The sequence below is a fragment of the Polaribacter sp. YIW18 genome, from assembly GCF_057219325.1.
Map to the genome: position 1 here is coordinate 137,279 of NZ_JBXVVE010000001.1, position 18,239 is coordinate 155,517.

Genomic DNA, 18,239 nt, shown 5'->3' on the forward strand with positions numbered 1-18,239 from the left:
TTTTTGATACTCACAGTTTTTTAAAAATTTATGAACAAAAGTGATATTAAAATTTTATTAGTTGATGATGAACCAGACATTATAGAAATTGTTGGTTACAACTTAAAAAACGAAGGTTACCAGGTTTTTACTGCTAATAACGGACAAGAAGCCATAAAATCTGCAAAAAAAAATGTACCTCATCTAATTTTATTAGACATTATGATGCCAGAAATGGATGGTATAGAAGCTTGTGAAAAAATTAGAAAAATTAGTTCTTTAGAAAATGTTATTATTTCATTTTTAACAGCAAGAGGAGAAGATTACTCTCAAGTTGCAGGTTTTGAAGCCGGTGCAGACGATTATATAACAAAACCAATAAAACCAAAGGTTTTATTAAGTAAAATAAAATCTTTATTAAGAAGATTAAAATCTGATAAACAAAGCGAAGAAGCTTTTAAAATTGGAGACATCGTTATAGACAGAGAAGAATATGTAGTTTATAAAGCAGGAACTAAAATTTCTTTACCTAGAAAAGAATTCGAATTATTTTCTCTACTTACCTCTAAACCTGGCAAAGTTTTTAAACGAGAAGTTATTTTAGATACTGTTTGGGGTAATGAAGTAGTTGTTGGTGGCAGAACTATAGACGTACATATTAGAAAATTAAGAGAAAAAATAGGAGATCATCACTTTAAAACTGTAAAAGGGGTAGGTTATAAATTTGTTTTAGAAGGCGCAGATAATTAACTTGCCTAAATGAAATTTAAAAGAACATACTCTTACGCACTTTGGTCTGCCATATATTTAACACTTTTATCAGTAATAATTGCCACAATATCATATTTTGTAGTTGTTAAACATTTAGGCATAGGAGCCCTTATTATTTCGATTGCGGCACTCTTTATTATTTCTTTTTTTATTATACAATACAGGGCAGAGCATTTTATTTACAGAAGATTAAAGAAAATCTACGAAGACGTATCTATACTAGATGTAAAAGATTTACGTAAAGATTCTGTAACAACAGATATCGAAAAACTTTCTAAAAGAATGCAGAAGTTTGTAGAGGGTAAAAGGATGGAAATTAAAAGTTTAACAGAAAGAGATTCTTTTAGAAGAGATTTTTTAGGAAACGTAGCACACGAACTTAAAACACCACTTTTTACGGTACAAGGTTATATTTTAACCCTTTTAGAAGGTGCTGGAAGTGATAAAGAAATACGAAAAAAATACTTAGAAAGAGCCAACAAAGGTGTAGAAAGATTGGTTGCTGTTACTAAAGATTTAGACATGATTGCTAAATTAGAAACAGATGGTTTAAAACTAAATATTAAGGTTTTTAATATTTTAGAATTGGTACAAAATGTATTCGATTTATTTGAAATGAAAGCCAAAAAACGAAACATTACCTTAAAATTTGATCGAATTTATGAGTTTCCAGTTTTTGTAAAAGGAGACATCGAAAAAATAGAGCAAGTACTTATAAATCTTATTGTAAATTCAATTAAATACGGTAAACCTAATGGAACTACCATTTTAGCTGTTGATTCTTATAGTTCAGATAAATTTATTGTGAAGGTAGTAGATAATGGCGAAGGCATAAAATCTATACATTTACCACGTTTATTTGAGCGTTTTTACAGAGTAGACCAAAGTAGATCTAGAGAGCAAGGTGGCTCTGGTTTAGGTTTGTCTATTGTAAAACATATTGTAGAAGCACACGACCAAACCATGTTGTTAAAAAGTACTTATGGCGAAGGTTCTGAATTTTCTTTTACTTTAGAAAAGGCAAATTAAATTAGCTTCTAATTCAATTTTTGTGAGTTTTTATTTAGCAAAAAATTCGATAGTAAAAAATAGCATTATTTTTTTAAAAGACGACAAATACTCTTATTTCGTTTGATGTTTGGTTGGAACAAAAAACTGCGTTAAGGATTGAAATGGCATCCTTTTTTTCTTTTTCGGAAAAAAAGATATAATGGAAAGCCTGTTAAAACGCCCAAATAAAATGCTTGTTAAACCAAATCGAAACCGATATCTTTTCTGTAATTTATTTTATCGAAATGAATTTTATGAATGCTTTTGTAAGATTTTTCTAAAGCCTCTTCTATAGTTTCTCCGAATGAAGTAATTGCCATAACTCTACCACCGCTTGTAACTACTTTACCGTCTTTAAGGGTTGTTCCTGCATGAAAAGCAATGGAATTTTCTAATGTGTCAAAACCTGTCATTTCTTTCCCTTTTTGATAAGCTTCTGGGTATCCACCAGAAACCAACATAACAGTTGTTGCTGTTTTTGGAGTTACAGAAAAGGATTTTTGATCTAGGGTTTGGTTGGCAACCCCTTCAAACAAATCAAATAAATCTGACTCGATTCTTGGTAAAACAACCTCCGTTTCTGGATCTCCCATTCGTACATTATATTCTACTACAGATGGGTTTCCGTGGTCATTCATTAAACCAATAAAAATAAAACCTTTGTAATCAATTCCGTCTTTTTGCAAACCATTAATAGTTGGTTTTACCACCAATTCTTCTACTTTATTTAAAAAAGCTTCATCTGCAAATGGCACAGGAGAAATAGCGCCCATTCCACCCGTATTTAGACCTGTATCACCTTCGCCAATTCTTTTGTAATCTTTTGCGGATGGTAATATTTTATAGTTTTTACCATCTGTTAACACAAAAACAGACAATTCTATTCCTTTTAAAAATTCTTCTATCACTACTGTTGATGAAGCTTCACCGAATTTTTGATTGGAAACCATTTCTTTTAATTCAGCTTTAGCTTCTTTTAAAGAATTTAAAATTAAAACTCCTTTACCAGCGGCTAAACCATCTGCTTTTAACACATAAGGTGGTTCTAAAGTTTCTAAAAACGCAAAACCTTCTGCTAAATTTTCTTTTGTAAAAGATTGGTATTTTGCAGTTGGAATACCATGTTTTTGCATAAACTGCTTAGAAAAATCTTTAGATCCTTCTAAATTTGCTCCGTCTTTTTTAGGGCCAATTACTGGAATATTTTTTAAGACATCATCAGCTAAGAAAAAGTCGTGAACGCCCGCTACCAAAGGTGCTTCTGGGCCCACAACTACCATTTTAATATCATTGTCTAAAACGGTTTGTTTTACAGCGTTAAAATCTGTTGGGTTGATATTAATATTACTTGCAATGTTGGCTGTACCAGCATTACCAGGTGCAACAAAAAGTTGGTTTACCTTGTTACTTTCTAATAATTTTAATGTAAAAGCGTGTTCTCTACCTCCAGAACCTAAAATAAGAATATTCATTTGTGTTGTTTGTTGTTTTGCAAATATATTTTAATTTCTTTGGATTTCTACCTAGTAATAAAGACATTTTTAATGGTTACTTAAACTAAACACCCCATTTTAAAAAGTATTTAAATGCAGAAGATGTGTGTCTAAAAAATAGTTTAAGGTTTTTAGAAGAACCTTGTTTTAAAACGTGAACGATTTCTTCTTGTGGAAAATATAATTTTTTCTTGCCAAGAGCATCTATTTTTTTACAGATATCTACATCTTCCATATATAAAAAATAGCGTTCATCAAAACCTTTTAGTTTTATAAAATCTTTAGTTTTGTATAAGTGGAAACAACCAGTAATATATTCTGCAAAAAATGCCTGATTTAAATCTATATCCCTATAGGTTCCTTTAAAAATTTGTTTTTTAAAAATAGGTTTTAAAAATGTAAATCTTCTTGCTATTAATTCTGAAACGGTTGGGTATCTTCTGCAGGAATATTGATGTCTACCATCTGGAAATAAGACTTTTGGAGCTATCATTGCAGTTAAACTATCCTTTGCTAACTCATTAATTAATGTTGTAATTATTTTGGGCTTAAAAGAAACATCTGGGTTTAAAATTAAATGATAATCTGAATACTTTTCTATCTTATCTATAACTTTATTATGTGCAGAACCAAAGCCAATATTCTCTTCTACTGGAATATATTTTATGTTTTCATTTACAAAAACATACTCAAAAAATTTTGTTGGTGTATTGTCTATTAAATATAATTTATTTTGAATTGGTATATTTAAAAAGCACTCTATTGCAGTATGTAAATCTTTTAGATTTTCTTCGTAAAGCACTATAGAACCTGTTATTTTCATGCTATTATTTATTTAGTATGCTTTTTCTTCTTTTTTGAAAAAATTAATACAAGTTTGTGCTATTATTTTAATGTCTAAAAAAATAGACCAATTTTCTATATAAAAAATATCTAAACGCACTCTATTTATAATATCAGATTTTTGTTTTACTTCTCCTCTGTATCCAGATACTTGGGACAAACCTGTTATACCTGGTTTTACAGAATTTCTTGTTAAATAATTATCTATTTCATCCAGATATTTTTCTGTTTGAATGTTCATATGAGGCCTAGGACCAACAACACTCATCTCTCCCATTAAAACATTAAAAAATTGTGGCAACTCGTCTAAACTTGTTTTCCTTAAAAAAGCGCCAAGTTTTGTTATTCTAATATCATTTTTAGTAGCAGAAATTTTATCGGCATCGCTATTATTTTTCATAGACCTTATTTTGTAACAGTAAAATTGTTTTCCATTTAGACCATCTCTTTTTTGTTTAAAAAAGAAACTGCCTTTTGAATCTAATTTAATAATAACCCATAATATAGGAAGTGCCCAAGATAGTATTGTAATACAAACAATAAATGAAAAAATAATATCAAATAATCTTTTAAGAACATGTGTTTCTATTTTTTCGAATGGTAAAGGTTTAGGTTTTAAAATAGGTATAGTACCCACATATTCTAAAATAAAATCTTTACTATAAATTGCTTTGTTTTCTGGTAAAAGTCTTAATTGTAAATCATTTGTTTCTGTAAATTTGGTTATTTCTATCAATTCTTTTGAACTTACTTTTGTCGGATCACAATATACTTCGTCTATACTATTTTCTAGTATATATTTAAAACCTTTACTATAATTTCCTAAATAGAATTTTGATTTATAAGTTTTATTAGAAAAAAAACCATAAAAGCGATACCCCAAATCGTTTTTTGTATGGAATAGATTATTTAATTTTTTTGCAGAACTAATTTCACCAAAAAGAACAATATTTCTATAGTTTTTCCCTTCTAACCGGTATCTTTTAAGTAGATAAAAAACTAAAAACTTAAAAAAGGTAATTACCCCAAAAATAAGAGCAAATACTATAAATTGTTTATTTATAATTTCACCTTCTTTAAAAACACTAAAGTAACTAAGATATGCTAACGCAAATATAAAAAATTGAGAGAATAAAAGTGTTACTAACCTAGCAACATGCGTATATCTATATACATTGTAAAACTTTGTATAGTAAGCAATAAACAACCAAAAAATAGTAGTATATGATGTAAATAAAAGATTTAAATACTCTTTATCTGATATAAAAAAAATAATAGCATTTATAATCAATAAATCTATTAAGATTATTAAGGGTCTAATTAATATGGAGTTTTTTTTATCTTTTCTATGCATTTAATTATTAAACGTAAATTATCGAATATTTATTTTTTTATTCTAAAACTATTTTAGAATCATCTTTAATATGAAATAAAAGACAAGACAATAAAATAAAAAAATAAACACCTCTTTGTCTTTCAAAAAGACTTTCTGTTAACAGTAAAATAGAAATTATTATAAAAATAGTAATAAAAAAATAACTTCTGTTTCTTAATGCTTTTTTAAATGCTAAAAATAAAATAATAAATAACATTACTAATCCAAAAACACCTAATTCTAAAAGGGTTTGATTATATTGATTATGAAAATTGTATGTAGTTCCATAACCATCAGGCAAATTATATTCTACACATTTTTGATTAATTTTTACTTGAGAAGTATTTAAACCATAGCCCGTAAAAAAAATATTTTCTTCCTTTTCTAATTCGCATAAGAATTTTGTATAAAGAATTCTAAGTTCTGCTCCATTAAAATAGTAATTTTTCTCAAAGTCTTTTTTTGTAAGTACTTCACTAATTTTTTTAGGAATTAATTCTGTATAAAATTTTGGATTGTATTTAAACCAAATAAAAGAAAAAATTAAAAAGATAATTGTAAATAAGACTTTTTGATTTTTAAATCTAATAATTATGTATGACCTTTTAAAGTATATAAATACTGCAAACGAGGTTAAAATTATAGTTTTAGAACTAAGTAAAAGGAGAAAAGACACCAATAAGCCTAATAAAATTTTGTGTAATAATTCCTTTTTTTGGTGAAAAACTAAATTAAAAATAGCTGTAACAGTAAATAATGAAACATAAATTCTATTTAAGTTTAAAGGACTAACAAGTTCATGTCTTGTCAAATTTACCAAACTACCTGTAAGAAAATAATCTACCAAACCCTTTATGATAAAGAATAATGCATAAACTCCCATAGCAAATGAAAAACTCAGAAAGATGTTTTTTATATCTTTTTCACTAAATTTAGGAATAAAACAAAATAATAAAGGCAAAATTAAAAATGCAGATTTTAGCTGTAAACCAATTAAAGTCAACTCTTTATCTATGGACCAAAAGTAAGATAAAACCATTAAGGAATATAGCACTATAAGTAAAACATTGGATCTATTAAATATTGGCTTTACTTTAAATTTAATTGCATAAAAAAAAACATAAAGTATTAATAAAAAAGAAAAAATATTACTAAATAAAAAAGGTAATGGAAGAGAACAGAATATTAGAGTTATTAATAAACTGAAATAGTTTTTATTAAAATTTATTATTTTTTTAAAAAACATAAAAGATTAAAAGTAATTTCAAATGTAATTATTTTAGTTAAAATATATTATATATTTGTTTGTTTCTTTAATAAAGTTAAATGTCAGAAAAAATGAAGGAGAAAGCAAATTACAATTTATGTATAGTTATACCTTGTTATAATGAAGGTGAATTTTTCTTGGAAACTGATTATGCTGTATTTTTAGAGAAACAAGAAGATACCTTAATCTGTTTTGTAAATGATGGTTCTAAAGACAATACAATAGATTTTATCAAATCTTTAAAAAATAAATTTCCCAACAACATATTTATAATTTCTCATAATAAAAATCAAGGTAAAGCTGCTGCAGTCAAAACAGGTTTTGATTATTGTAATTCTAATTTAAACTTTAATAATATAGCATATTTAGATGCAGATTTAGCAGTTTCTTTAGAAGAATGTTATGATTTAACTTCTTATATAGATAAAGATACTGATTTTGTTTTTGGATCTAGAGTATTAAGAGTTGGTGCAACAATCATCAGAAAAAATTACAGGCATTATATTGGCAGAGTAATAGCTACATTAATTTCATATATTTTATCATTAAAAGTATATGATTCACAATGTGGTTGTAAAATCTTTAAAAAAGAACTTTCTAAAAACATTTTTACAAGACCATTTATATCTAAATGGTTATTTGATGTAGAAATATTTTTTAGAATACTTAATTATTATGGTAGGGAAGTTGCATTAAATAAAATGCTAGAAATTCCTTTAAAAAAATGGATTGATAGAGGTGACTCCAAAGTAAAATTTACTTATTTTTTTAAAATTTGGTTTGATTTATTAAAAATTAAAAAAGAGTACACTGTTAAAAAAAAGAATATTGCTTCTTTTTCTTACTTAAAATTAAATTGGGTTTATTTTACTACAATATTAATTGCAACTTTAACTTTTCAAGTATGTTATGGTCTTAAAACAATAATTCCTACAAATATTAATTGGCTTTTATCTGCTTACCATGATTGGGGTCAGCACTATCTTGGATGGACCTATTTTAGAGAAGCTCCTTGGAGTTTTCCTATTGGAAATATGAATAATTATTTTTATCCAATAGGAACTAATATTGGTTTTACAGACTCAATTCCTTTACTAGCTCTAATATTAAAACCTATATCTGGTATTTTACCAGCTGATTTTCAATACTTAGGTTTTTTTATGTTTACAACATTTATATTAGGAGCCATTTATACTCAAAAAATATTAAATTTATTTAAAGTTAATAAAATAATTACCTTACTAGCAGTTTTTTTTGTGATTACAAGTCCGCTATTTATATTTAGAGGTATGCACCCTGCATTAACAGCACATTGGCTAATTTTGGCATCAATTTATTACTATTTACTACCTACCACTAAAGAAAATGTCTTAAAAAATAATTGGAAACAGGTTTTCATTTTTTTTATTAGTACAACCATTCATCCTTATTTATCTTTTATGGTTTTTGGTTTTTCTGTAATCTTACCTTTAAAGAACTATTTCTTCGATAAATCTATTTCTAAAAAACACTTATTTATTTTCCCAATAATTTCTTTATCAATTGGTTTGTTGTTTTGGTATGTATTAGGTTTAATTGGTTTTGAAAAAAACACAGGAGTTAGTAATGCTGGCACCTATGGAGAAAATACCTTTAACTTAAATAGTTTTTTTAATTCTTATACTTATTATTCTAATTTTTTTCCTGGTTTGGATAAAGTGTCTGATGGCCAGCATGAAGGTTTTAGTTATTTAGGTTTGGGTATGATAATTATTGTACTTACAGCAATATTTTACTTTATTTATCTAGCAATAAGAAAAAGATTATTAAGAAAAACAAAATATTTAATTCCTATTCTATTGTTAACATTTTTGTTGCTTTTATTTTCTATTAGCAATACTGTTACTTTAGGCAACAAAATTTTATTTAAATTTCCAATTCCAGATTTTTTAGATAAATTAGGTGGAATTTTTAGAGGTAGTGGTCGATTTTGTTGGCCTTTTTATTATTTGCTTACAATTTTTAGTATGGTAATTTTTTCTAAATTACCTATTAATAAACTGCTTAAAACTAGTTTTTTTGTAGTTTTATTAAGTTTACAACTTTACGATATTGAACATATACTTACCTCAAGAAATTTAAATTATGGCAGCTATTCTACTAAATTAAACGACGAAAAATGGATTTCAATTTTTAAAGAATTTGACGAGGTTGTAACATATCCTCCTTTTCAAAACAAAATGCTATACAATCAAGACTACCAAGATTTAATGTTTTTAGCTAATAAAGCTAATACGAATATAACTATTGGATATGTAGCAAGATCTAAACCAACAAATTCCTACTTAGAATCTCTTAACACTGCTATTTTAAAAGGTGATTTTTCTTCAGAAAAAGAAACATTATATGTTACAACATCAAAATTTATTGAAAACTTTAGTATTCCTATATTTAAGGACAAAGTAGCAATAAAAACTTTAGACGATTTTATATTTATATATCCAAAAGATAAAGATTTAGAATTATTTTTTAGTGGAAAAGAGAATAATAAATATTTAGATTCTTTAACTTTTAATATTAAGAAAAATATTGAAAAAAAATCGAAGCAATTTATAAAAGTAAATAATAGCATTTTAGAAAACAAGGAAGAAGTTAAGATAGGTATTGATGAACTTACAATAGTAGATGAAATTGTTAAAATTAGAGGTTGGGCATTTAATTTCTCTGTAAATACAAATGTGAACGATTCTGTTTTTGTTTCGTTTTCAAATAAAACAGAAACTTATCTGTTTAATACAAAATTAATTTCTAGACCCGATGTTACCTCTTATTTTAATAGAGAAAATTTAGATTTTTGTGGTTTTAACAGTTTGCTTTATTTAAACAAATTACCTAGTGATAAATATCAGATTGGTTTTGTAATTAAAAACAAAAAAATAACAGCTCACTCAAAAACGGAAAGTTATATTGATAAATAAACGCAATATAAAAGTATAGTTAAATAATGTTTACTCCTCCTTTTTTAGAAAGGCATTCTTTAAAAAATGATAGATAACTGCTATTTATTCTATTAATATCATATTGGTTATTAATTTTTGTCTTATTGTTTTCTATTTTTAAAGTTTCGTTTTCTTTAGATTTATTTTCTAAATAAAAACTAACATCTTCTGCTGTAAAAAAATAATAAGCATCTTCTTTAAGAACTGCTTTGTTAAAGATATTATTGTGTGCAATAATTAAATTATTAGACCCCATAGCTTCTAACAATGATGGATTTGTACCTCCTACAGAATGACCATGAAAATATAAATTACAAAAATATCTTAAAGAGTTTAGTTCTAAATTATTATAAATACTTCCTAAAAAAATAATTCTAGAATCGTTTATATATTTTTCTTTTAACCTTTTACCAAACTTATTGTTTTCGTAATTTCCAATTACAAGAAAAGGAGTTTTTACTTTGCTCAATACAACACCATCTAAAATTGTTTCAACATTATTTTCTGGTTCAATTCTAGCAATTAACATATTAAATTTTAATTTTTCTACATTAAATTTTTTTAATACGTTTTCGTCTACATTGCTTACAACATTACTACCATAAGTAATAAATTTTGAATCTTTTTTATATTTATCATCTATATATTTTTTAATCCCTTCAGAATCTGAAACTAAAAAATGACTGTGTTTTACAGCTAATCTTTCTGCAAACAATAAAAATTTTCTAACAAAGAAAGTGTATTTACTTCTTTTCCATTCTAAACCATCCATATTTGTAATAATTAATGGTTTTTTGGGGAATAAAAAAGACCAGATTGAGCTACTAGTGTAGCCTAACTGTAAAATAATATCTAAATTTCTTTTTTTTGTATCTAAAATACAGTTTAAGTCATAAATAAACTGTCCAATGGTACCCATTTTATCTTCTGGATCATTGCAATGTATTATGTTTACTCCCTTAAATACAGTTTCTTGGTAAGGATGATTGGAAGAGTTATATACATAAACCTCACACTCCTTTTCTTTTAGAAAAACAGCTAAATGTTCTGCAAATTGTTCAAAACCACCATAATGATTGGGAATTCCTCTAGTTCCTATAATTCCTATTTTCATTAAAATTTATTTTTGAATTAGATTTTAAAAATAAAAAAACACCTAAAAACATTGCTGTCTCTTCTTGAAGGTTATATAAACCTGTAATTATTAAAGATGAAAATATTAAATATAAAGATGTTGCTGATACTAAATTACTAAAATTTTTAACTTCTAAACTTTGTGTTTTTTTATAAGCTTGAAAATATAAAGTAAATAGAAAAAATAAATAAAGTATTAACCCTAAAACTCCTGTTTTATATAAGATAAAAATATATCCATTATGTAGTATTGGTATATATCTTACTGTACCTTCGCTACTAATAGGTGCAGAAAACTTTAAATCTATTAAAGCACCAAAACCTTTACCTGCAACGTAATTTATTGAAGATTTATTTAAGTCCTGAAATGCACAATAAGCTTCATAAGCTCTCCAATGGTCCCATAACTTTGCATGATCGTTCAAATCTATTTCTGGTGAAAAAATTTCGCTAGGTGCAATTTTTAATTTGTACAGAAAATTTTCTATCCCTTTTCCATTTCTATCAATTTTTACTGTAAATAAATATGTATATAAACCGATAAAAAACAATGTTATAATAAATAGGTATTTAAGTCCTTTTTTATTTAACTTTAAGTAGTTAAGGACTCCTAATACTAGGAAAATTAAACCCACAAACATTGTTCTAGAAAAGTATATCATAAATGATATTGATAACAGTACTAAAAAGAAATACTTTGTACTTTTCTTTTTAAATATACTAAATTTAGGATACTTATTACCTAAAATTATTAAAGCTATCGCAAACATTACTATAATATTTGAAAGCCCGTTTACACCTCTAATATGAGATATTGTTAGATTATTAAAATTTGTGAAAAGTAAAAAATGTGAAATATGATATATTGAATAACCTACTCCTAAATAAATTAAGGACTTAAGAACAAGTTTCCAATCATTAATAGTTTTAGAAAAAAAATAACCCAACAAAATCAATAATATTGGTTTTGTAAAATAGATTACATCTCTAATAAAATTGTAAGCAGTTGGCTTATTAAAAATTGCAGAAAAAAAACCAATTCCCATTATTAAGAATAAAATAGAAATTAAATAATAGTCGTTTTTAATTAGTTTACACTTATTAAGTAATATAAATAAACCAACAATTGTAGTTAAAACAATTATATTAATTTCTAAAGAAGTAATTTCTCTTTGTAAAATAAATGTTATTACAAATAATATTGACCATATTTTTTTTAAACCTAATTTCAAAATGAATTATAAAAGGTTTTAAAATTATTTATATATTTCTCTAAAGAGAATTCGTTTTTCGCCCTTAGTTCTCCTTGTTCACCAAATTGTTTAATTAATGGTTTATTATCTATTAAAGTAGTTAGTGATTTTTTTAAATTTATCTTATTATTAGGCTCAAACAATATACCTGTTTTATTTTGTAATACTATTTCTTTAAGACCTCCGTGATTTGACGCCACAACTGGTTTTTTTGAAAGCATACCTTCCACTGCTACCAAACCAAAAGGTTCTGGGTCTGTTGTAGGTACAGCAACTATATCTAAACAATCATAAAACTTCCAAATATCTTTTTGAAAAGATATAATAGATACTTTGTTTTTTAAGTTTTTATTCGAAATCTCATTTTTTAAATCTTCTAATAAATAATTTTGTGATTTTATTGTAGACCCAACAAAAAGTAAAAATACATTATTATTCGTTTTTGCAATTTTATCAAAAACATTTAGAAGTAATTGTTGCCCTTTGTGTCTGTTAATTCTTCCTACTAAACCTATTATTATTGATGATTTGTTTATGTTTTTAAATAATTCTTTTCTTAACATTTCCTTTTCTTCTGTTGGTAAAAAAGGCGTATTTCTATCTAAACCGTTATAAATAATTTTAGATTTTTTTTTAAGTTTTGGTTTGTCTTTATATAGGTGTTCTGCAGAAGCAAAAGAATTAAATACTACAGCGTCTGAAAACCAATTGACAAGATATGGATATGCTTTTGCAACAATTATTGGATGTTGAATAATTTCATGAACATGCCAAATATGCTTAATTTTATATTTTTTACTATAAAAAGCCCCTAAAAAAACCGCAATTGTATTAGAATGTATTAGATGTATTTTTTTATTTCCTAATTTATTTTTTAAAGCTTTAAGAGCTTTATAAATTTGAAATGGTAGTTTAAACAAATCTAAACTTGTAAATAACTGCCTAGAAACTTTTATGACAGGTATTATAAAAACAGGAATATTTCTTTTATTAAGTTCTTCAGTTAATGGCCCTTTTTCTGGTACAACTACTATTGGATTAGCTATATCTTTAATTGATTCGACAAGATAAAGTAACGTTTTGTCTGAACCATATAAATCTGCAGACTGATGTATAAAAAGAATGTTTTTCATGAAAACTACACTTCTTTAATTATTTTAGCTGGTACACCTCCTATAACTACATTGTTAGGAAAAACACCTTTTACAACTGCTCCTGCAGCAATAACACAATTATTACCAACCTTACAACCATCTAAAAAAGTTACTTTGGCACCAACCCAAATATTATTACCTAATTTTATACCTTCAGAAGTTACACCTTGCTCTCTTATTGGTTTAGAAATATCTTTAAAATTATGGTTCTCTGAATGAAAACTAACATAAGAACCCATAATTACGTCTTCGCCAATTTCAATACCTCCAGAAGACCCAAATTCTGCAAATCTACCTACACCACTATTATTACCAATTTTAAAACCTACACCATATTTAGACATGTGACTTGTTATTGAAAGGCTTGAAAAAGCCCCAATTTTCACATTGTTACCAAAAATTACTTTGTTTGCTGCATATGCATCTATAAAGCAATTATTTTCTATGGTTACATTGCTACCAAAACTGATGTTTTTTTTATTTAAAAAAACCACTTTTTTACCAACAAAAACTCTTTTCCTAAGTTTTAAGAAACCTCTAAATAACAAAAATATTCTCTTAGATAAAGAGTACCTTAATAAACCATTAGGTATTCTTTTATCTAAAGTATAATTTTTTCCGCTTTTTTGTAAACCTTTTTGGTATAGTTTTTTTATCATGTTCATTAAAAATAAAACAATAAACTAAAATAGTAAGTGTTTTTTTAATTTTGATAAATAATGTTTTGATACATAGAAATAGAAATCAAAAAAAGCAAATAACTTATTAATATTTGCTGTTTCTATTTTTGCTTTTCTAACTTCTTTAAATGCTTTTAATACATTTTTATTACTAATTCCTCCGTCTTTCATTTCTGCTGTAAAACTATCAAAAAAAACGGTTTTTAAGTTGTTTTTTGCTCTTAATAACATCTCATAATCACCCACTATCTTATAACTCTCATTATAAACGCCATATTTGTTAAAATATTCTATATTATGAAAAGAACCTACATGTGCAATTTTCATAGCTCTTTTAAAATTATTCCATTTCCAAGTATCTGATATCTTAAATATTACTTCTTTTTTTTCATTTATCAGTTTAACTTTTGAATGTATAAAATGTGCTTGAGGTTTTGCTATGGCTTTTTCAGCATACTTTTCTAAAACATTTTCATAATAAACATCATCTGATCCTAAAAAGGATATCCAATTCCCTGTAGCAATATTTAACCCTTTGTTCCATGCATTATAAATACCCGAGTCGTTTTCACTAATCCATTTATATATAATTTTTTTTTCATTAAAAATAGTTTCAAAATTTTTTATTATGTTAAGGGTATTGTCAGTTGAGTTTCCATCAATTATTATATATTCAAAATTGGTGTAATTTTGTTTTAAAACAGAGTTAACAGTTTCTATAAGCGTCTTTTCGCTATTGTATGTGGCTGTAATTACACTTAATAAAGGTTTCATATATTTACTAACAAATTTTATTTCTCATTCAATATTTGCTTTAACGAATTCCACCTATTTTGCCAAGTATGATTTTTTAACACGCAATTATAGTTTTTTTCTATTAAAGGTTGATATGTTGAATAATTTTCTAAAATATCTATTATTTGGCCTTCAGGGTTCTTTTTATCTATTTCTATAACTGGATTATAGCCAAATAAAGTAATCATTTCCTCTGGGGCATGACCTAAAATAAGACATTTAGATGACATAGATTGTAAATATCTAATTGTCATGGTTTCAATATTGCCAGATCGTTTTGGATGGGTAATGTTTGAAGGTATACAAATAGATATTTTTGTTTGCGCTAAACCTTCTATAAAATCTTTTTGTGTTGGAAAAACCAATTGACCTTCTTTTTTTTCATATAAATATGTATACTTATTATTTTGTAAATAATTAATTATCTTATTATGATAAACATCGTATTTTCTCCCTAATGCAAGTACATCTATATTTTTTTCTCTATAAATTTTATGTTGGTATTTAGATGGATTTATTCCTTCAGGAATCCAATAGCATTTTGTATTTGGAACTTTGGATTGGATAATTTTTACTGCTTGAGAAGATGTAAGAAATAAATACTTTACTTTAAACCTATTTATAAAATTTATGATTTGTTGATGTTTATCTGGCCAAGCATCAAATAAATATAAATACTTATTTGCTTTTGATAAAAAAAAGGGTAAACACTTACTAAAATCTGTACCCATAAGAACTACAAATATTTCTGAATTGGAAACCTTAGTTGAACTTAGATTTTTTTTAGTTTTTGTTATAGTATCCCAAAACTTATATAGGATTTTCGAGAAAAACTTATTCTTTTCATTTTTAGTGAAGACCCAGCTATCTGAAGCTATTATTTTTTCAAATTCTTCTACAGTATCTAGAGAAACGTGGTAATTATATTTTTGACGTATTAACTTCATTGTTTTCTATGGATGCCTTTTTTAAGATATTATAGGTTTGTATAGGTAGTAAAAAAGCCATTGCAATTATACTAGCTGATGTGCCTAAAATAACTCCAGAAACTCCTAAATTTAAATTTTTTACGAAAAAAACTGAAATAGGTATATTTATTAAAGCACCAAAAATAAATAGATACATTTGAAACTTTACTTGTCCTATAGCATTTAAAAAATACATGTATATTAAAGGAAAAATTCTTATTATGGTAAATAAGCCCATAAAATAAGTCAGTGTTTTGATTACTTCAAAATCTTTACCTATCCATATAGAAACGATACCATCAGTTAAAAGAATTAATATAATTGTTGCTATTAAAACAAGTAAAAAGAGTTTGTTTATCTTTTTTAAAGTTTTCTTTATCCAGATATAATCTTTTTTCTGATATGCATCTGTAAATAAAGACCAAAATGGATCTATTAAAATAGTTGCTATGGTTATTATAACTTGAAATAACTTGAAAATAATATCGTAATTCGTTACTTCTTCTGGACCTAATAAATTACTTATAATAATATTATCTGTTATAAAAATAACAATCATACAAATTTGTATAACAAAAAATCGAATACTTAAACCCATTAAGTCTTTTATTCTTTTACTCTCAAAACTTTTAATTGATGGTAAAATTTCTTTTCTGTTGTAGAAAAACACAAAACTAAAAATGAGACTTACCAAAAGATTTGTAAATCCATATATATATGCAACATTTAAAATTGAAGATTCTGAATAAGCTATTGCATAATAAATTAAGAGAAAAACCACAAAACGATAAAGAAACATAGAAAACTCTACAACTGCAGATTTTTGAATGGCATAGAAAAAAACTTTGTATAGACTTAAAATAAAATTAGATACTATAAATATGAGTATTACATAAAAAATAGCTTGCAAATTATTACTTGAAATTATATTTTCTACATTTAACAAACTAGTTAAATTAACACTATTAATAATTAGTACACCTATGATTAAAAAAAAAATAGAAATCCCAATAATTATTACTAACGCAGTTGATATATACTCTTTTGCTAGTAAAAGTTTCTTATTGCTAATTGCTTCTGTTAATTTTGTTTTTAATCCGTTTGCTATACCTGCATCAACAAAAAATAAAATATTTACTATAGAAAAAATTGTTACCCAAATACCATAATTAGCTTTACCTAAGTAGCTTAGAAGAAAAGGAATTGTTAGGTAAACAATTGCCATATTTAATATTTTAAATATAAAACCTAACGAAACATTATGCTGAATAATTTTTTTTCTATCCATTAATTTTTTGGAATACTAAACCTTGTTTTTATATTCTTTTATATAATTACTCTTTTTTATTTTTTTATACTATCACTAAAAAAACGATAACAATACAAAAAAATTTCATGCAATTTAGACAAAAGTAGTTTTTATATGTGGAGTTCTAAAATGAAAATGAACTTTGATTAAAAATAACTTAAACAGCACATTTTTAAAAAAAGTTTATTCATAGAATTTTAAAAAATTAATGACCAGTAAGAATAAGTATTTACTGAAAGATATAATATTTTTGAGTACATCTAGCTGCACTTGCACTTCTTACAAAATCAAAACCTATAGTAATCATATGAGAACCTACATTAAAAGCTTGGGTTTTATTGGTATTAATTCCAAAACCATAAGAAGCATAAAAATTCCCTTTTTTTAAACCAACAATTGGTGCTACACTATTTGGATTCAAAAATTGGTCATTTAAAAAATTATAACTTAACCCTACCCACATGTAACCATCATGTGTTTTTTTTCTTAGTTTTAAATTAAAATCTGTTCTAGATCTTTTGTCTGACTCAAAATATTCTACTAAAAATGATGGCTCTAACTCATAATTTGCAGAAAATTTATTAAAGATGTAGTAGTTAAAAACCGAATATATTCTTAATACTAAAGGCTCTCCATTTGTAAACGTATCTTTATCTTTATCTAAGAGATTAGAAATATTAACACTAATTCCATAATGATTAAAACGATAGAGAAAACTCAAATCGAAATTTGAAGAATTTACACTTCTATTATCTACAACAGAAGAATCTGGACCTGAAAAATTACCTGTATCAATTCTAAACATATTGTAACTGTACGTAAAACCAAAAGAGAAAAAACTATCGTTAAACCTACTTAACGTTAAATGGCTTGCAAAAGTAAGTTTTGCTCCTTGTTGTGTTGTGTTCCCATTTCTATCATTAAAAACCACTAAACCTGCTCCAAAGCGATCTCCAATTCTGTTTTCTATAGAAAATGATTGTGTATCTGGTGCATTTTTTACACCCAACCATTGAGACATTCCATTGACTCTAATTCTTAATCCAGAGCCAATTCCTGCGTAAGCAGGTGTTATTACAAAAGGATTATCGCCCATGTAATTTAAATACTGAGGTAAATTATTTTCTTGTGCAAAAAGACCTAAATTAGTTATTATACAAACAACTAGTATATATATTTTTTTCATAAAG

The 18,239-nt window shown here is 25.7% G+C and carries 15 protein-coding genes; 3 read left to right on the forward strand and 12 right to left on the reverse strand.

Annotated features, from left to right (window positions below; all coding sequences use genetic code 11):
- The first annotated feature begins 30 nt into the window (after positions 1-30).
- Entirely contained in the window at positions 31-729 is a 699-nt protein-coding gene (locus AC2D6T_RS00480; RefSeq protein ID WP_298945993.1) for a response regulator, read from the forward strand.
- Between the two features lie 9 nt (positions 730-738).
- The gene (locus AC2D6T_RS00485) at positions 739-1,779 is read left to right on the forward strand and encodes a sensor histidine kinase (protein WP_298945995.1); all 1,041 of its coding nucleotides are present in this window, start codon (positions 739-741) and stop codon (positions 1,777-1,779) included.
- A 218-nt stretch (positions 1,780-1,997) separates the two neighbouring features.
- Here AC2D6T_RS00485 and purD read toward each other — a convergent pair whose 3' ends face one another.
- The 4 genes from purD to AC2D6T_RS00505 form a co-directional block, all read right to left on the reverse strand.
- The gene (purD, locus tag AC2D6T_RS00490; protein WP_484680084.1) at positions 1,998-3,272 is read right to left on the reverse strand and encodes a phosphoribosylamine--glycine ligase; all 1,275 of its coding nucleotides are present in this window, start codon (positions 3,270-3,272) and stop codon (positions 1,998-2,000) included.
- A gap of 85 nt (positions 3,273-3,357) precedes the next feature.
- Positions 3,358-4,116, reverse strand: coding sequence for a glycosyltransferase family protein (locus AC2D6T_RS00495; protein WP_484680085.1), 759 nt, complete (start codon positions 4,114-4,116; stop codon positions 3,358-3,360).
- A gap of 12 nt (positions 4,117-4,128) precedes the next feature.
- Complete coding sequence (locus AC2D6T_RS00500; RefSeq protein ID WP_484680086.1) at positions 4,129-5,490, reverse strand: exopolysaccharide biosynthesis polyprenyl glycosylphosphotransferase; 1,362 nt, start codon at positions 5,488-5,490, stop codon at positions 4,129-4,131.
- Positions 5,491-5,527: 37 nt separating this feature from the next.
- On the reverse strand, positions 5,528-6,550 hold the full coding sequence (locus AC2D6T_RS00505; RefSeq protein ID WP_484680087.1) for an O-antigen ligase family protein: 1,023 nt from the start codon (positions 6,548-6,550) through the stop codon (positions 5,528-5,530).
- 299 nt (positions 6,551-6,849) lie between these two features.
- Here AC2D6T_RS00505 and AC2D6T_RS00510 point away from each other — a divergent pair, with 299 nt between their 5' ends.
- Positions 6,850-9,735 carry a DUF6311 domain-containing protein gene (locus tag AC2D6T_RS00510; protein WP_484680088.1) on the forward strand — a complete coding sequence of 962 codons (2,886 nt, stop codon included), beginning with the start codon at positions 6,850-6,852 and terminating at the stop codon, positions 9,733-9,735.
- Between the two features lie 19 nt (positions 9,736-9,754).
- On the opposite strand, the gene AC2D6T_RS00515 is transcribed toward AC2D6T_RS00510, so the two are convergent.
- The 8 genes from AC2D6T_RS00515 to AC2D6T_RS00550 form a co-directional block, all read right to left on the reverse strand.
- Positions 9,755-10,870, reverse strand: a complete 1,116-nt coding sequence (locus AC2D6T_RS00515) for a DUF1972 domain-containing protein (protein ID WP_484680089.1) — start codon at positions 10,868-10,870, stop codon at positions 9,755-9,757.
- Complete coding sequence (locus AC2D6T_RS00520) at positions 10,845-11,552, reverse strand: hypothetical protein (RefSeq protein ID WP_484680090.1); 708 nt, start codon at positions 11,550-11,552, stop codon at positions 10,845-10,847. Before AC2D6T_RS00520 ends, AC2D6T_RS00515 begins: the two co-directional genes overlap by 26 nt.
- 566 nt (positions 11,553-12,118) lie before the next feature.
- Entirely contained in the window at positions 12,119-13,276 is a 1,158-nt protein-coding gene (locus tag AC2D6T_RS00525) for a glycosyltransferase family 4 protein (RefSeq protein WP_484680091.1), read from the reverse strand.
- 5 nt (positions 13,277-13,281) lie between these two features.
- Positions 13,282-13,956, reverse strand: a complete 675-nt coding sequence (locus AC2D6T_RS00530) for an acyltransferase (RefSeq protein ID WP_484680092.1) — start codon at positions 13,954-13,956, stop codon at positions 13,282-13,284.
- A gap of 24 nt (positions 13,957-13,980) precedes the next feature.
- The gene (locus AC2D6T_RS00535; RefSeq protein WP_484680093.1) at positions 13,981-14,751 is read right to left on the reverse strand and encodes a glycosyltransferase family 2 protein; all 771 of its coding nucleotides are present in this window, start codon (positions 14,749-14,751) and stop codon (positions 13,981-13,983) included.
- 17 nt (positions 14,752-14,768) lie between these two features.
- Entirely contained in the window at positions 14,769-15,719 is a 951-nt protein-coding gene (locus tag AC2D6T_RS00540) for a hypothetical protein (protein WP_484680094.1), read from the reverse strand.
- A complete protein-coding gene (locus AC2D6T_RS00545; protein ID WP_484680095.1) occupies positions 15,694-17,028 on the reverse strand; it encodes a lipopolysaccharide biosynthesis protein in 1,335 nt (444 codons plus the stop codon). The genes AC2D6T_RS00540 and AC2D6T_RS00545 overlap by 26 nt, the downstream gene beginning before the upstream one ends.
- Before the next feature lie 250 nt (positions 17,029-17,278).
- Entirely contained in the window at positions 17,279-18,235 is a 957-nt protein-coding gene (locus AC2D6T_RS00550) for a PorP/SprF family type IX secretion system membrane protein (protein WP_484680096.1), read from the reverse strand.
- Between the last annotated feature and the right edge of the window lie 4 nt (positions 18,236-18,239).

Coding starts and splice junctions, on each gene's coding strand:
- AC2D6T_RS00495 (WP_484680085.1), bottom strand. CDS start 4,116: ATGAAAATAACAGGTTCTATAGTGCTTTACGAAGAAAATCTAAAAGAT.
- AC2D6T_RS00500 (WP_484680086.1), bottom strand. CDS start 5,490: ATGCATAGAAAAGATAAAAAAAACTCCATATTAATTAGACCCTTAATA.
- AC2D6T_RS00520 (WP_484680090.1), bottom strand. CDS start 11,552: ATGATATACTTTTCTAGAACAATGTTTGTGGGTTTAATTTTCCTAGTA.
- AC2D6T_RS00515 (WP_484680089.1), bottom strand. CDS start 10,870: ATGAAAATAGGAATTATAGGAACTAGAGGAATTCCCAATCATTATGGT.
- AC2D6T_RS00550 (WP_484680096.1), bottom strand. CDS start 18,235: ATGAAAAAAATATATATACTAGTTGTTTGTATAATAACTAATTTAGGT.
- AC2D6T_RS00535 (WP_484680093.1), bottom strand. CDS start 14,751: ATGAAACCTTTATTAAGTGTAATTACAGCCACATACAATAGCGAAAAG.
- AC2D6T_RS00545 (WP_484680095.1), bottom strand. CDS start 17,028: ATGGATAGAAAAAAAATTATTCAGCATAATGTTTCGTTAGGTTTTATA.
- AC2D6T_RS00530 (WP_484680092.1), bottom strand. CDS start 13,956: ATGATAAAAAAACTATACCAAAAAGGTTTACAAAAAAGCGGAAAAAAT.
- AC2D6T_RS00525 (WP_484680091.1), bottom strand. CDS start 13,276: ATGAAAAACATTCTTTTTATACATCAGTCTGCAGATTTATATGGTTCA.
- AC2D6T_RS00540 (WP_484680094.1), bottom strand. CDS start 15,719: ATGAAGTTAATACGTCAAAAATATAATTACCACGTTTCTCTAGATACT.
- AC2D6T_RS00505 (WP_484680087.1), bottom strand. CDS start 6,550: ATGGTTTTATCTTACTTTTGGTCCATAGATAAAGAGTTGACTTTAATT.
- AC2D6T_RS00485 (WP_298945995.1), top strand. CDS start 739: ATGAAATTTAAAAGAACATACTCTTACGCACTTTGGTCTGCCATATAT.
- purD (WP_484680084.1), bottom strand. CDS start 3,272: ATGAATATTCTTATTTTAGGTTCTGGAGGTAGAGAACACGCTTTTACA.
- AC2D6T_RS00510 (WP_484680088.1), top strand. CDS start 6,850: ATGAAGGAGAAAGCAAATTACAATTTATGTATAGTTATACCTTGTTAT.
- AC2D6T_RS00480 (WP_298945993.1), top strand. CDS start 31: ATGAACAAAAGTGATATTAAAATTTTATTAGTTGATGATGAACCAGAC.